Below are 14,730 nucleotides of genomic sequence, written 5' to 3'. Positions count from 1 at the left end.
CCCGTCAGGCGAACGCCGCGGCACCCTTCAGATGCTGATAGGCGGCGATGACCTTCTGCAGCTCCGATTCATGCGCCCGGTCCCCGCCGTTGCGGTCGGGATGATAGCGCCGCACCAGTTCGCTATAGCGTTTGCGCAGCGCGGTGCGGTCGGTGTCGGTCCCCAACCCCAGCACGCGCAGCGATCGTCGCTCGCCATCGGACAGCACGCGACCATCCTTGCGCGCAGCCGCCATCCGCTCACCGAACCGCGCGCCGATCGCGTCGATCGGGTCGGCAAAGTCCGCCCATTTGGGCGGCGTGTCGCCGCCGCCATGCGCAAACGCCCGCGTCTCGCGTTCCCATCCCGCCATCGGCCGCTGCGCATGGTGGATCTCGTCCGCGGTCATCCCGTCGAAATAATTATAGCCTGCGTTGAACGCGCGGACATGCTCGAGGCAGAACCAGCGGAATTGCGGCGGCCCGCCATCGCTCGGCCCCTCGAGCGGCGGCGCGCGGAATTCGCCGGGTTCGGCACAGCCCGGCCACATGCACGCGCGCCCGCTGCCCTCCACGCGCCCGTGGAAACGGGGGCTGGGCCGGTCCTTGCGCTCTTTTCTCGCGTCTTGCGTCACCGGCTCCCCGTCTATCCAAAACGGGCTATATAGGTCGGATGACAGACCTCGCCACCGGCTCCGTACAGGACCAGATCACCGCGCGCCTCACCGCCGCGCTCGCCCCGACCCATCTGACCGTCGTCAACGAGAGCGCGCTGCATGCCGGACATATGGGGGACGACGGCACCGGCGAGACGCATTTTCGTGTCGAGGTGGAAGCACCGGCGTTCCAAGGGCTTAACCGCGTCGCCCGGCAGCGCCTCGTGAACCACGCGCTCGCCGAACTGCTCAGCACGCAGATCCACGCGCTCGCGATCAAGGCGCGTGCGCCTGGAGAGGCATGATGGCCTATACGCTCTGGTACTGGCCCGGCCTTCAGGGCCGCGGCGAATTCGTCCGGCTCGCGCTCGAAGGCGGCGAGATCCCCTATGCGGATGCGGCCCACGATCGCGGTGCCGAGGCGCTGATGGCCGATCTGAACGACCGCACCGGCCGCACGCCCTTCGCCCCGCCCTATCTCGAACTCAATGGTCTGGTGATCGCACAGGTCGCCAACATCCTGATGTATCTGGGCGAACGCCACGACCTCGCGCCGTCGAACATGGCCGATCGGCTGTGGCTCAACCAGCTCCAGCTGACGTTCGCCGATCTCGTCGCGGAGGTCCACAACGTCCACCACCCGGTCGCGATGATGGACTATTACGCCGACCAGAAGCCCGAGGCCGCGCGCGCCGCCGAGCAGTTCCGCGAGCAGCGGCTCCCCAAATTCCTCGGTCACTTCGAGGATGCGGCACAGGCCAATCCGGGCGAATGGCTGATCGACCACCGCTGGACCTATGCCGACACCTCGCTGTTCCAGATCGTCGAGGGGCTGCGCTACATGTTCCCGCAGCGGATGCGCACGCTCGAACCCGACTATCCCAACCTGATCCGCATCCGCGACCAGGTCGCCGAGATTCCCGCGATCAGGGCCTATCTGAACAGCGACCGGCGGATCGCGTTCAACACCGACGGCATCTTCCGCCACTATCCCGAACTCGACGCCGCGTGAGAACCCCGCGCCCCGCCGCGCGCATCCTGCTCGTCGACGCGCAGGACCGCGTGCTGATGTTCCGCTTCACGCCCGATGATCGCCCGCCGCTCTGGTGCACGCCGGGTGGCGCGGTAGATCCGGGCGAGAGCTATGCCGCCGCCGCCCGCCGCGAGCTTTGGGAAGAGGTCGGGCTCGACATGGACTGCGGCCCCGAGGTCGCGCGTCGCGTCGTCGACTTCCGCACCTTCGAGGGCGTCGAGGTGACCGCCGACGAACGCTATTTCCGCGTCGACGTGGATACGTGCGACGTCGCGGCGGGCGGGCTCACCGATCAGGAGCGCAAGCTGCTCGTCGGTCACCGCTGGTTTTCCCGAAACGACATCGCGGGGCATGACGAAGTCCTCTATCCAGCGGACCTCGTCGAACTCCTCGACGCCACGGAGACACGCCATGCTGGATGATTTCGTCCTCCAGACCATCCTGCCCTCGACGCATGATCTGGGCGGCTTCAAGGTCCACCGCACGCTGCCGAACAAGGAGCGGACGATGGTCGGCCCGTTCCTGTTCTTCGACCAGATGGGCCCCGCGCATCTCGAGGTGGGTACGGGCATCGACGTGCGCCCGCATCCGCACATCAACCTGTCGACCGTCACCTATCTGTTCGACGGCGCGATCGACCACCGGGACTCGCTCGGCACGCAGGCGCGGATCGAGCCCGGCGCGGTCAATCTGATGACCGCAGGCCACGGCATCGTCCATTCCGAACGCTCGCCCGGTGACGAGCGCGCCGGCGGGCCGAACCTGTCGGGTATCCAGACCTGGCTGGCGCTGCCCGAGGCGGTCGAGGAGATCGATCCCGCGTTCGAACACGTCACCAAGGCGCAGCTGCCGGTGATCGAGGCGCACGGTGCGCGCTCGCGGATCATCATGGGGAGCCTGTGGGGCCAGAGCGCGCCGACCACGACCTATTCGGGCACGATCTACGCCGACATCGCGCTCGATCCGGGTGCGAGCGTGCCGATTGATGCCGCGGCGGAGGAACGCGCGGTCTATCTCGCCATGGGCGAGGCGACGCTGGAGGGCGTGCCGCTCGAGCCGCAGGTGCTCTACGTGCTGCGCCCCGGGATCGCGGCGACGCTGCGATCGGCGAGCGGCGGGCGGGCGATGCTGTGCGGCGGCGACGCGTTCACAACGCCGCGCCACGTCTGGTGGAACTTCGTCAGCTCGAACCGCGACCGCATCGAACAGGCGAAACGCGACTGGAATGCGGGCAATTTCCCGAAGGTCCCGGGCGACGAGAAGGAACGGATCGAGATCCCGGCGATACCCAAGACGGTCAGCTACCCCTGACCCGCAGATAGATCCTCCCCCGCCAGGCGGAGGATCGCAAAATGGATACGACCCTTGTCCCGCCCTGCGCGGTACCGCACACTCCCCCTATCGGTGCAGACCATATCGACCCCCGGCCAGATCCGGGGCACCACGCGGGAGAGAGACATGAGCGAGCTGCAGAGCCTCCGACTATCCACCGGCGTCGACCTCGACGTCGCGATCAGCGGCGATCCCGCGCATCCGCCCGTCATCCTCCTCCACGGCTTCCCCGAATCGCACCGCACCTGGCGCCACATCGCCCCCGATCTCACGCGCGACCATTATGTCATCGCCCCCGACCAGCGCGGCTATGCGCGCTCGTCGAAGCCCGAGGGCGTCGCCAATTACACCCCCGACAAGATCGTCGCCGATCTGCTCGCGCTCGCCGATCAGCTCAAGATCGACCGCTTCACGCTGGTCGGGCATGACTGGGGCGGCGCGGTCGCCTGGATGGCCGCGCTCCAGCATCCCGACCGGATCGAACGGCTGGTGATCGTCAACGCGCCCCACCCGCTCGTCTTCCAGCGGACGATCTTCGACGACCCCGAACAGCGCAAGGCGAGCCAGTATATCCGCCGCTTCCGCGACACGAGTATCGACCAGGGCCTCACCGGCACAGGGCTCGAGAAATTCCTCGGCTCGACCTTCGCGCATCACGTGACTCAGGCGATCGCGGGCAAGGACAAGGCCGCCTATCTCGACGAATGGTCACAGCCCGGCGCGATGACCGCGATGCTCAACTGGTACCGCGCCAGCGCGATCGTCGTCCCCGCAATGGACGAGACCCCGCCCCGCCCCGCCTTTCTCGACGCGCCCTTCCCGCCGATGAAGATGCCGGTGCTAGTGATCTGGGGCATGCGCGACACCGCGCTGCTGCCGAGCCAGCTCGACCTCGCCGACTATGTCCCCGAGCTGACGATCGAAAAGGTCGATGCGGGCCATTTCGTCCCCTGGGAAAAACCCGACGCGGTGATCGCCGCGATGCGCCGCTGGGGAATTTAACTCCCCCCTCGTCATCCTGACGAAAGTCAGGATGACGACATTGATAGAACGCATGCTCGCCACCTGTCTGAATCCTGACCAGCACATTCTGAAACCGTTCAGCGGCCGGGGAGCAAATCCCCTGTCATGCCGTTTGATACGGCGTCGAAGACAGGAGAGCATTATGCGTAAGATCATCCTCGCGGCCGTAGCCGCCGCAACCTTGGTCCCCACGTTTGCCAGCGCGCAGAGCTATGGCGAAGTCCGTCGCAGCGACCGTGAAGTGCGTCAGAGCCAGCGCGAACTTCAGCAGGCGCGCCGTTTCGGCGACCGCGGCGACGTCCGCGATGCCCGCCGCGAGCTGCGCGAAGACCGTCAGGAGCGCCGCGAGGACTGGCGTGACTATCGCCGCAGCCACGCCAACGTCTATCGTCGTCCGGCCTATGTCGGCCCGCGCGGCTATCGTTATCGCCCGATCAACGTCGGCCACCGGTTCGCGCCGCAATATTATGGCCGCAACTACTGGATCAACGACTACCAGACCTATCGCCTGCCGCGCCCGGGCTTCGGCTATCAGCGCTGGGTCCGCTATGGCCGCGACGTCGTCCTGGTCGACACGCGCAACGGTCGCGTCGCACAGGTCAATAACGGCTTCTTCTACTAAGGCGCCACGACGGCCCGGGAGCGATCCCGGGCCGTATTGTTGTGGCGATCGGGGCGATCCGGTTGCACCCTCCCCAGCCCGATCGTAAAGCCCGGCGCGTGCCAGACTCCCAGATCATCATCGCCGTCCCCAAGGGACGTATCCTCGCCGAGGCTTTGCCGCTGCTCGCCCGCGCCGGCATCCATCCCGAAGCGGCGTTTTCGGACGAGGACAGCCGCGCGCTCCGCTTCGCGACCAACGACCCCGACATCTCGCTGATCCGCGTCCGCGCGTTCGATGTCGCGACTTTCGTCGCGCACGGCGCGGCGCAGCTCGGCATCGTCGGCTCTGACGTGATCGCGGAATTCGGCTATTCCGAACTCTACGCCCCGGTCGATCTCGGCATCGGTCATTGCCGCCTCTCGGTCGCCGAGCCGACCGAGATGGCGGCGAAGGACGATCCGCGCGGCTGGAGCCATGTCCGCGTCGCGACCAAATATCCGCACGTCACCGCTGCACATTTTGCTGCCCGCGGCGTCCAGGCCGAATGCGTGAAGCTGAACGGCGCGATGGAGCTCGCCCCGACGCTCGGCCTCGCGCCGCGCATCGTCGACCTCGTCTCGTCGGGCCGGACGCTCAAGGAAAACGGCCTGGTCGAGGTCGAGCGGATCATGGACGTCACCAGCCGTCTGGTCGTCAACCGCGCCGCGATGAAGACGCGCGCTCGGGTGGTGCCGCTGGTCGAGGCGTTCCGTCGTGCCGTCGAGCAGGAGCAGGCCGCATGATCCGCCTTTCCACCACCGACGCCGACTTCGCCGACCGCTTTACCGCGCTCGTCGAGGATCGCCGCGAATCGGATGCAGGCGTCACGCAGGACGTCGCCGCGATCATCGCGTCCGTCCGCCACGACGGCGGGACCGCGCTGCGCGACCTGACGCAGAAGCACGACCGCCACGACCTCGAAGCGACCGGCTGGCAGATCGACGCCGCCGACTGCAAGGCCGCGTTCGACGCGCTCGAGCCCGAGCTGCGCACCGCGCTCGAACTCGCCGCGACGCGGATCCGCGCCTATCACGAGAAACAGCGCCCGACTGACAGCGACTCGGTCGACTCGGCGGGTGTCCGGCTCGGCGCACGCTGGCTGCCGGTCGACGCTGCGGGCATCTATGTCCCCGGCGGCCGCGCGGCCTATCCCTCGTCGCTGCTGATGAACGCGATCCCCGCCAAGGTCGCAGGCGTCGGCAGGCTCGCCATGGTCACCCCGACGCCGGACGGCCAGATCAACCCGCTCGTCCTCGCCGCCGCACATCTCGCGGGTGTCGACGAGGTCTGGCGCGTCGGTGGCGCGCAGGCCGTCGCCGCGCTCGCCTATGGCGCCGGCCGGATCGCACCGGTCGACGTCATCACCGGCCCCGGCAACGCCTGGGTCGCGGAGGCCAAGCGCCAGGTCTATGGCGTCGTCGGTATCGACATGGTCGCAGGGCCCTCCGAGATCGTCGTCGTCGCGGATGCGCTGAACGACCCCGAATGGACCGCCGCCGACCTGCTCAGCCAGGCCGAGCACGACGTCACCACCCAGTCGATCCTGTTCACCGACGACGCGGCGTTCGCCGACAAGGTCGCCGACGCGGTCGATCGCCAGCTCAGCGCGCTCGCCACCGAAGCGGTCGCGCGCGTCGCCTGGGATACGAACGGCGCGATCATCGTCGTCGATACGCTGGCGGACGCGATCCCGCTGGTCGACCGGCTCGCCGCCGAGCACCTCCAGCTCGCCATCCCCGACCCGCAGGGCTTTTTCGACCACGTCCGCCACGCAGGCTCGGTGTTCCTCGGCCGCTACACCCCCGAGGCGATCGGCGATTACGTCGCCGGCCCGAACCACGTCCTGCCCACCGGCCGCCGCGCGCGATTCGCATCCGGCTTGTCGGTGCTCGACTTCATGAAGCGCACCAGCTTCCTCGCGCTCGACGAAGCCGCCTTGCGCGAACTCGGCCCCGCCACGGTCGCGCTCGCCAATGCGGAGGGCCTGCCCGCCCACGCCAAGTCAGTGGCGCTGCGGCTTCGCCTCAACCACTGATTTTGTTCGCGCGGAGGCGCGGAGGCGCGGAGATGTTGCATGCGGCGCAGCCGCTCCGATCATCACCAGCAGGTGATTGGGGGGCCGCTGCGCGGCAGGGTCGACATCTCCGCGCCTCCGCGCCTCCGCGCGAACCAATCTTCTTGGCCCCCACGCGTAAGAAACGCGAAGGGCTGACACGCAGCCCCCCCGCGCGTACAGGCAACCGCTTATGTCCAGAACCGCTCCCCGCACCAAGGCACGCGCCGCCGCGCGACTCGCCGCCGTCCAGGCGACCTATCAGCATGAGATGGAAGGTACCGCGATGCCCGTCCTGCTCAACGAATTCCACCAGCACCGGCTTGGCGCGACGATCGAAGACGTCGAATATGCCGAGGCGGACGTCGATTTCTTCGACGACCTCGTGACCGGTGCGAATGCCCGCAGCGGCGAGATCGATCTGCTGATCGAGGGCAAGCTCGCCAAGGGCTGGACGCTCGCCCGCCTCGACAAGCCGATGAAGGCGATCATCCGCGTCGGCACCTACGAACTGCTGGCGCGCAAGGACGTGCCGGTCGCCGCGGTGATCAGCGAATATGTCGACGTCGCGCACGCCTTTTACGACAAGCGCGAATCGGGCTTCGTGAACGGCCTGCTCGACGGCATCGCGAAAGAGGTTCGGGCGTAAACTCTCGTCATCCTGGGCTCGACCCAGGACCCAGAGTAACAGGACGGAGCGTTCGTTACTCTGGGTCCTGACTTTCGTCAGGATGACGCTGCTGTATTGGCGGAGGACATGACCGAAGCCGAGTTCATTGCCGCGCTGCGCCGCCTCCCGCTCCACCCCGCGGCGCGCGGCCTGAACGACGACACCGCGCTGCTCGACGCAGGGCCCCTCGTCGTCACCACCGACACGCTGGTCGAGGGCGTGCATTTCCTCCCCACCGACCCGCCGCAGGACGTCGCGTGGAAGCTGGTCGCGACCAACCTGTCCGATCTCGCCGCCAAGGGTGCGGTCCCCGAGGGCATCCTGCTTAATTACCCGCTCGGCGACGACGCATGGGACCGCGCGTTTCTCGAAGGCCTCGCCGACATCCTTACGGCCCATGACACGCGGCTGATCGGCGGCGACACGGTCACCCTCCCCCCGGGAGCACCCCGCATCCTCACCGTCACCGCCTTCGGCAGCGACGCCGCCGCCCCCGCCCGCGCCGGCGCGAAGCCGGGGGACGCGCTCTACGTCACCGGCACGATCGGCGATGCGGGCGCAGGACTGGCGATCGCGCTCGGCAAGCATGGCCCGGCCGAGCTGCTCGCCGCGTACCACCGCCCGCAGCCCCGGCTTGCCGATGGCCGCCGCCTAGCCCGCCACGTCCATGCGATGATGGACGTGTCCGACGGGCTGCTCATCGACGCCGCGCGGATGGCGCTGGCGAGCGGCCTCGCTGTCGCGATCGATCTCGCCGCCATCCCCCTCTCCGACGCCTATCGCATGGTTTCGGGCGACCGGGTCGCGGCGGCGACCGCAGGCGACGACTATCAGCTGCTGTTCGCCGCACCCGAAGATTTCGCCACCGATGCCACCCGAATAGGCGCCTTCTTCACGGGATCGGGGCTGGTCCTTCACGATGCCGGCACGCCCGTCCCGCTGCCGCCAAGTCTAGGCTATGAGCACCGCGCCTGACGGTCGCTTGCGCAATACCCCTGCACTGATAGGTTCCTTGGACGGGACTCGGCAAAGCCGAGACCGGGGAGGAACTGAAAAAAGGGATAGTGCCGTATGACGACCGTCTATCTGGCCATGATCTGCGGCGTCATCGCCGTCCTATATGGCTTCGTCACCAGTCGGCAGGTGCTCGCCGCATCCCCCGGCAATGCGAAGATGCAGGACATCGCCGCCGCCATCCAGGAGGGCGCAAAGGCCTATCTCGGCCGCCAGTACACCACGATCGCGATCGTCGGCGTCATCGTCGCCGTCATCCTGCTCGCCACGCTCGGTGTCATCTCGACGATTGGCTTCGTCATCGGCGCGGTGCTGTCGGGGGTCGCGGGCTATGTCGGCATGAACATCTCGGTCCGGGCGAACGTCCGCACCGCAGAGGCCGCGCGCACCTCGCTCCAGGCCGGGCTGACCATGGCGTTCCGCTCTGGCGCGGTCACCGGCATGCTCGTCGCAGGGCTCGGGCTGCTCGCGATCAGCGCCTTCTTCTGGTACCTCACCGGCCCCGCGGGTCACGCGCCCAACGACCGGATCATCGTCGAGGCGCTGACCGCGCTGGCGTTCGGGGCCTCGCTGATCTCGATCTTCGCGCGGCTCGGCGGCGGCATCTTCACCAAGGCGGCCGACGTCGGCGCGGATCTGGTCGGCAAGGTCGAGGCGGGCATCCCCGAGGACGACCCCCGCAACCCCGCGGTCATCGCCGATAATGTCGGCGACAATGTCGGCGACTGCGCGGGCATGGCCGCCGATCTGTTCGAGACGTACGTCGTCACGCTGGGCGTCACGATGATCTCGATCGCACTGCTGATCCAGGCGAGCGGCGCCGAGCTGATGCGGCTGATGACGCTCCCGCTGCTCGTCGGCGGCGTGTGCATCGTCACCTCGATCATCGGCACCTACATGGTCCGGCTCGGCGGCGGCAGCATCATGGGCGCGCTCTACAAGGGCTTCTTCACCTCGACGATCCTGTCGATTCCCGCCATCTACCTCGCCACGCAATATGTGCTCGGCGACCTCCACCGCGTGATCGGCGGCGCAGGCTATCTCGATCCCGCCACCGACGACCTGACCACCCAGGCCGCGCCATCACTGACGCAGAGCTTCACCGGCATGGACCTGTTCTGGTCGATGATGATCGGGCTGGTCGTCACCGGGCTGATCGTGTGGATCACCGAATATTATACCGGCACCAACCACCGCCCGGTCCAGTCGATCGCCAGGGCATCCGAGACCGGCCACGGCACCAACGTCATCCAGGGGCTCGCGATCAGCCTCGAATCCACCGCGCTGCCCACCCTTGTCATCGTCGTCGCGGTGATCGTCGCCTACCAGCTCGCCGGGATCATCGGCATCGCCTTTGCCGCCACCGCGATGCTCGCCCAGGCAGGCATGGTCGTCGCGCTCGACGCGTACGGCCCGGTCACCGACAATGCCGGCGGGATCGCCGAGATGGCGGGCCTGCCCGATGACGTCCGACAGAAGACCGATGCGCTCGACGCGGTCGGCAACACCACCAAGGCGGTGACCAAGGGCTATGCGATCGGCTCGGCCGGGCTTGCCGCACTCGTCCTGTTCGGCGCCTATACCACCGACCTCGCGACCTATTTCCCGCAGGTCACGGTCGATTTCAGCCTCAGCAATCCGTACGTCATCGTCGGGCTGCTGCTCGGTGCGCTGCTCCCCTATCTGTTCGGCGCGTTCGGGATGACCGCGGTCGGTCGCGCGGCGGGCGCGGTCGTCGAGGAGGTGCGCGCGCAGTTCCGCGACAATCCCGGCATCATGCTCGGCACCAGCCGCCCCAATTATGCGCGCACCGTCGATCTCGTGACGAAGGCGGCGATCCGCGAGATGATCGTGCCCTCGCTGCTGCCGGTGCTGTCGCCGATCGCGGTCTATTTCATCATCACCGCGGTCGCCGGCCAGGCCTCGGGCTTCGCCGCGCTCGGCGCGATGCTGCTCGGCGTGATCGTCTCGGGGTTGTTCGTCGCGATCTCGATGACCAGCGGCGGCGGCGCCTGGGACAATGCGAAGAAATATATCGAGGACGGCAATCACGGCGGCAAGGGATCCGAGGCGCACAAGGCCGCGGTGACCGGCGACACGGTCGGCGATCCCTACAAGGACACCGCGGGCCCCGCGGTGAACCCGATGATCAAGATCACCAATATCGTCGCGCTGCTGCTGCTCGCCGCACTGGCAGGCGGCGGGGCGGGCTGACCTGACGATCCTCCCCCGCAAGGGGGAGGTGGCAGGCGCAGCCTGACGGAGGGGGCGGCACGCGCTGCCCCCTCCGTAACATCCCCGCCGATACCGCCGTAACGGATCCGATCGCCGGTCCCCGGATGCATCTGGCTTGGACGGACCGGCTTGCGCCCCCGCATCCTGCCCCGATGCGCAACCGCCCTGAGAACCACCTCTTCTATGGCGACAATCTCGCCGTCCTCCGCAAGGAGATCGCCGACGAGAGCGTCGACCTGATCTATCTCGACCCGCCGTTCAATTCGAACGCGACCTACGGCATCCTGTTCAAGGAACCCGACGGCCGCGCCTCGAACGCGCAGATCGAGGCGTTCGAGGACAGCTGGCACTGGAACGACAGCGCCGAGGAAGCCTTCGACCAGGTCGCGCGCAGCGGCAACACCAAGGCATTCGACCTGCTCAACGCGATGCGCGGGTTTCTCGGCGACAATGACATGATGGCGTATCTGGCGATGATGGCGGTGCGGCTGCTCGAACTGCACCGTGTCCTGAAACCGACCGGCAGCCTCTATCTCCACTGCGACCCGACCGCGAGCCACTATCTGAAACTTCTTCTCGACGGCGTATTCGGGCACAAGGCGTATCGGAACGAGATCGTTTGGGACTATTCGTTCCGGCTGATGGACCTGCCGCATTTCTTCAACCGCAAGCACGACGTCATCCTGTTCTACGGCAAGAGTGCTGGGAGCCGTTTCGCCATGCCGAAGACGCCGTGGACGCGCAGCGAACTGCTCGCATCGCGCCGCCAGGCAGTCCATGTCGACGAGGCCGGGGTGGAGTGGATCTGGATGCCGGGCGGCAAGGGGCATTCCAAAAACAAGCTTCGCCGGATTGACGATATCCTCGCCGGCGGCAAAGCGATGTCGGACGTCTGGCCGATGCCGATCCTGTCGTCGTCGTCGAAGGAACGTTTCGGCTATCCGACGCAGAAACCGGTCGCGCTGCTTGAGCGTATCATCGCCGCCTCATCCCGCGAGGGGGATGTCGTCCTCGATCCCTTTTGCGGTTGCGGCACAGCGGTCCACGCGGCGCAGAAGCTCGGCCGCCAGTGGATCGGGATCGACGTCACGCATCTTGCGATCTCGCTGATCGAAAAGCGGATGCGCGACGCCTTTCCCGCCGTCATGTTTAGTGTCGAGGGCACGCCGACCGACCTCGCCTCCGCACGCGATCTGGCGCTGCGCGACAAATACCAGTTTCAGTGGTGGGCGGTGTCGCTGGTCGATGCGCTCCCTTTTGGCGGCCGCAAGAAGGGGGCGGATGGCGGGATCGACGGGCTCATCTATTTCAACGATCACGATGTCACTGCGGGGAAGATGGTCACGCACCGTGCGATCGTCTCGGTCAAGGGTGGGCTTAATCCCGATGTCGCGATGGTCGAGACGCTCGCCGCGACGATCGCGCGCGAAAAGGCGCCGATCGGCGTGCTGATCATGAACGCCAGGCCAACGCGCGAGATGGAGCGCCGCGCCGCTGCGGTCGGCATCTATCGCGCGGGCGTCGACGAGACGTTCCCGCGGCTTCAGATCCTCACGCTCGCCGACCTGTTCCAGGGCAAGCGGCCGCGAATCCCCAATGTCGACCGCGCCGCCTTCCGCCGCGCCGCGCGCGAAGCCACGGGCACACAGCCCGGGCTGCTGTGACGCGCTCTTGTTTCGGACGCGGCGAACACCGACATCCAAGTCTGACGGGCGCGTATGGGCATAAGGGCCATGCGCGCCTTTCGGGCGTGCTTTCCTTTTTCGCGAACCTGCGGTAAGGGCGCTCGTCCCGAAATTCCCCCAATTCAGAGATTATATTTGGCCAAGGAAGAACTGCTCGAGATGCGCGGCCGCGTGGTGGAACTCCTCCCCAACGCGATGTTCCGGGTACAGCTCGAAAATGACCACGAGATTCTCGGTCACACCGCCGGCAAGATGCGCAAGAACCGCATCCGCGTGCTGGTCGGCGACGAGGTGCTGTGTGAGCTCACCCCGTATGATCTGACCAAGGGTCGCATCACCTACCGCTTCAAATAAGCGCTGGCCGCGGGTCGTCCGCGGTCGTGCAGCAAGATCGAGGCAATTGTGCTCGTCCTAGCCTCCTCCTCGCCCCGCCGCCGCGACCTGCTGGCGCGGCTCGGCGTCGTGCCGTCGCGCGTGGCGTCCCCCGATATCGACGAAAGCCCGCACCGGGCCGAAGTGCCGCGCGCCTATGCGCTGCGTCTCGCGGTCGAGAAGGCGTGCGCGGTCGATCGCGTGGCGGGTGAGATCGTCATCGCCGGGGACACCACCATCGCCCTCGGCCGCCGCATCCTGCCGCCCGCCGACACGGCTGACATCCAGCGCGACCTGCTCGGCAAATTGTCCGGGCGACGTCATCACTGCCTGTCCGCGGTCTGCGTGATCGACGCCGCCGGCACCGTCCGCACCCGCCTCGCCGACACGATCGTCGCGTTCAAGCCGCTGTCGAGCGCCGAGATCGACGATTATGTCGCGTGCGGCGAAGGGCTCGGCAAGGCGGGCGGCTATGCGATCCAGGGCCGCGCGGAGGCGTTCGTGCGCTTTCTCTCGGGCAGCCATTCGGGAGTCGTGGGGCTCCCGCTGTTCGAAACCCGCGCGCTGCTGAAGACCGCTGGTCTCGCGCTTGCCTGAACCCGGCCCCGTCTGGCTCTACGAAGCCGGCATCGGCGAAGACCGCGCCGCGCTGGTCGACAATGACCAGATCGTCGAGGCACTGATCGAGCGCGACGACGTGGCGCTGCGCGTCGGCCATGTCGCGCGCGCACGTCTCGTCGAGGCGCTGGGCGGCGGGCGCGGCCGCGTCGCGCTCGACGGCGGCGAGGCGCTGGTCAGCCACCTCCCGCCCGGCATCACGCAGGGCGCCAGCCTGACCGTCGAGATCGTCCGAGAGGCACTGCCCGAGGCCGGCCGCGCCAAGCTCGCCAAGGCGAACGCCACCGATCGCCCGCCCTGCGCCGCGCCGACGCTGTACGACCGCCTCGTCGCGACCGGCCTGCCGATCCACGCCCCGCGCACGCACGAACCCGACGCGCTGGAGGCCGCCGGCTGGTCCGAACTGCTCGACGAGGCGATGAGCGGCGAGATCGTCTTCCCGCTCGGTGCGCTGCGGCTGTCCCCGACGCCGGCGATGACGCTGTTCGATGTCGACGGCGCGCCGCCGCTAGACCCGCTGGCGGTTGCCGCGGCGCAGGCCGTCGCGCGCGCGATCCGCCGCCACGGGATTGGCGGCTCGATCGGCGTCGACTTCCCCACCATCGCCGGCAAGGCTCAGCGCAGCGCCGTCGCCGCCGCGATCGACGCGTCGTTGCCGCCCCCGTTCGAGCGCACCGCGGTCAACGGCTTCGGCTTCCTGCAGATCATCCGCCCGCGCGCCCGCGCGTCGATCCCCGAGATCCTGCGCGCCGATCCGGTCGGCGCCGCCGCCCGCGCGGCGTTGCGCACGCTCGAGCGCACCCCGCCGACCGCCCCGCGGCGCCATGCGCTGCCCGCCGCGGTCCATGCCCGCCTCATGGCGCACCCCGACTGGCTGGCGACGCTCGCCCGTCGTACGGGCGTCGTCCACGATCTGGAGAGCCGCTGATGCCCGCCGTGAAATGCCCGATCTGCGGCCAGCCCGCCGTCCCCGACTACGCCCCCTTTTGCTCGAGCCGGCACCGCGACCGCGACCTGCTGCAATGGCTCGGCGAAGGCTATCGCATCCCCGGCCGCGCAATATCGCAAACGGGGCTAGACAGCGGTGAAGAGCCCGACTAAACGCGCCCTTCCGATCGCACGATCGGTCCTTCATCCGATCCCGATCGGACGATGCCCGGATAGCTCAGTTGGTAGAGCATGCGACTGAAAATCGCAGTGTCGGCGGTTCGACCCCGTCTCCGGGCACCATTTTTCTTCTGATATTGCAACGCCGAACCGTACTTTGCGGCAGGCGTCCACGCGCGCTCAGCCGCCGCATCATGCCGTTCATGGTCCAGCCTCGCCCGGGCGGCCATCGAGCCTATAGTCTAATCAGTTGCGCTCCAGATCGCATGGCGCTCCGGCATTTGAGAGCCGTTTTGACTTCACTCGGACAA

17 protein-coding genes and 1 tRNA gene are annotated in these 14,730 nt (G+C 67.7%); 17 read left to right on the top strand and 1 reads right to left on the bottom strand.

The window, feature by feature from the left end; translation table 11 throughout:
* Positions 1-4: 4 nt before the first annotated feature.
* Complete coding sequence (locus tag GV027_RS08525) at positions 5-529, bottom strand: J domain-containing protein (RefSeq protein ID WP_081877806.1); 525 nt, start codon at positions 527-529, stop codon at positions 5-7.
* A 122-nt stretch (positions 530-651) separates the two neighbouring features.
* Here GV027_RS08525 and GV027_RS08520 point away from each other — a divergent pair, with 122 nt between their 5' ends.
* From GV027_RS08520 to GV027_RS08440, 17 genes are all read left to right on the top strand, one after another.
* On the top strand, positions 652-939 hold the full coding sequence (locus GV027_RS08520; protein WP_031396501.1) for a BolA family protein: 288 nt from the start codon (positions 652-654) through the stop codon (positions 937-939).
* Complete coding sequence (locus GV027_RS08515; protein ID WP_159512820.1) at positions 939-1,646, top strand: glutathione S-transferase; 708 nt, start codon at positions 939-941, stop codon at positions 1,644-1,646. Before GV027_RS08520 ends, GV027_RS08515 begins: the two co-directional genes overlap by 1 nt.
* Positions 1,643-2,089, top strand: coding sequence for an NUDIX hydrolase (locus GV027_RS08510; protein WP_056408949.1), 447 nt, complete (start codon positions 1,643-1,645; stop codon positions 2,087-2,089). The genes GV027_RS08515 and GV027_RS08510 overlap by 4 nt, the downstream gene beginning before the upstream one ends.
* Positions 2,079-2,978, top strand: a complete 900-nt coding sequence (locus GV027_RS08505; RefSeq protein WP_159511589.1) for a pirin family protein — start codon at positions 2,079-2,081, stop codon at positions 2,976-2,978. Before GV027_RS08510 ends, GV027_RS08505 begins: the two co-directional genes overlap by 11 nt.
* A 147-nt stretch (positions 2,979-3,125) precedes the next feature.
* Entirely contained in the window at positions 3,126-4,001 is an 876-nt protein-coding gene (locus tag GV027_RS08500) for an alpha/beta fold hydrolase (protein WP_159511588.1), read from the top strand.
* Between the two features lie 163 nt (positions 4,002-4,164).
* Positions 4,165-4,644 carry an RcnB family protein gene (locus GV027_RS08495; protein ID WP_031441073.1) on the top strand — a complete coding sequence of 160 codons (480 nt, stop codon included), beginning with the start codon at positions 4,165-4,167 and terminating at the stop codon, positions 4,642-4,644.
* Between the two features lie 98 nt (positions 4,645-4,742).
* On the top strand, positions 4,743-5,408 hold the full coding sequence (gene hisG / locus GV027_RS08490) for an ATP phosphoribosyltransferase (RefSeq protein WP_031441074.1): 666 nt from the start codon (positions 4,743-4,745) through the stop codon (positions 5,406-5,408).
* Complete coding sequence (gene hisD, locus GV027_RS08485; RefSeq protein ID WP_159511587.1) at positions 5,405-6,700, top strand: histidinol dehydrogenase; 1,296 nt, start codon at positions 5,405-5,407, stop codon at positions 6,698-6,700. The genes hisG and hisD overlap by 4 nt, the downstream gene beginning before the upstream one ends.
* Before the next feature lie 211 nt (positions 6,701-6,911).
* Complete coding sequence (gene nusB, locus GV027_RS08480; RefSeq protein WP_031396492.1) at positions 6,912-7,367, top strand: transcription antitermination factor NusB; 456 nt, start codon at positions 6,912-6,914, stop codon at positions 7,365-7,367.
* Positions 7,368-7,475: 108 nt separating this feature from the next.
* Complete coding sequence (gene thiL, locus GV027_RS08475) at positions 7,476-8,363, top strand: thiamine-phosphate kinase (RefSeq protein ID WP_159511586.1); 888 nt, start codon at positions 7,476-7,478, stop codon at positions 8,361-8,363.
* Between the two features lie 96 nt (positions 8,364-8,459).
* Complete coding sequence (locus GV027_RS08470) at positions 8,460-10,616, top strand: sodium-translocating pyrophosphatase (protein ID WP_159511585.1); 2,157 nt, start codon at positions 8,460-8,462, stop codon at positions 10,614-10,616.
* Positions 10,617-10,789: 173 nt separating this feature from the next.
* A complete protein-coding gene (locus GV027_RS08465) occupies positions 10,790-12,301 on the top strand; it encodes a DNA methyltransferase (protein ID WP_159511584.1) in 1,512 nt (503 codons plus the stop codon).
* Between the two features lie 156 nt (positions 12,302-12,457).
* Positions 12,458-12,676 (top strand): translation initiation factor IF-1, encoded by a 219-nt coding sequence (infA, locus tag GV027_RS08460; protein WP_031441079.1) that lies wholly within the window; start codon positions 12,458-12,460, stop codon positions 12,674-12,676.
* A gap of 45 nt (positions 12,677-12,721) precedes the next feature.
* Entirely contained in the window at positions 12,722-13,291 is a 570-nt protein-coding gene (locus GV027_RS08455) for a Maf family protein (protein WP_159512819.1), read from the top strand.
* Positions 13,284-14,240 carry a ribonuclease gene (locus GV027_RS08450; protein WP_159511583.1) on the top strand — a complete coding sequence of 319 codons (957 nt, stop codon included), beginning with the start codon at positions 13,284-13,286 and terminating at the stop codon, positions 14,238-14,240. Before GV027_RS08455 ends, GV027_RS08450 begins: the two co-directional genes overlap by 8 nt.
* A complete protein-coding gene (locus GV027_RS08445; RefSeq protein WP_081877796.1) occupies positions 14,240-14,413 on the top strand; it encodes a DNA gyrase inhibitor YacG in 174 nt (57 codons plus the stop codon). The genes GV027_RS08450 and GV027_RS08445 overlap by 1 nt, the downstream gene beginning before the upstream one ends.
* A gap of 53 nt (positions 14,414-14,466) precedes the next feature.
* Positions 14,467-14,542, top strand: a tRNA-Phe gene (locus GV027_RS08440).
* Positions 14,543-14,730: the final 188 nt, after the last annotated feature.

The sequence above is a fragment of the Sphingomonas sp. T1 genome (assembly GCF_902506585.1).
GTDB classification, from domain to species: Bacteria; Pseudomonadota; Alphaproteobacteria; order Sphingomonadales; family Sphingomonadaceae; genus Sphingomonas; species Sphingomonas aerolata.
The sequence above is the reverse complement of the archived record's forward strand: the minus strand, read 5'-3'. Positions and strand labels throughout refer to the sequence as shown.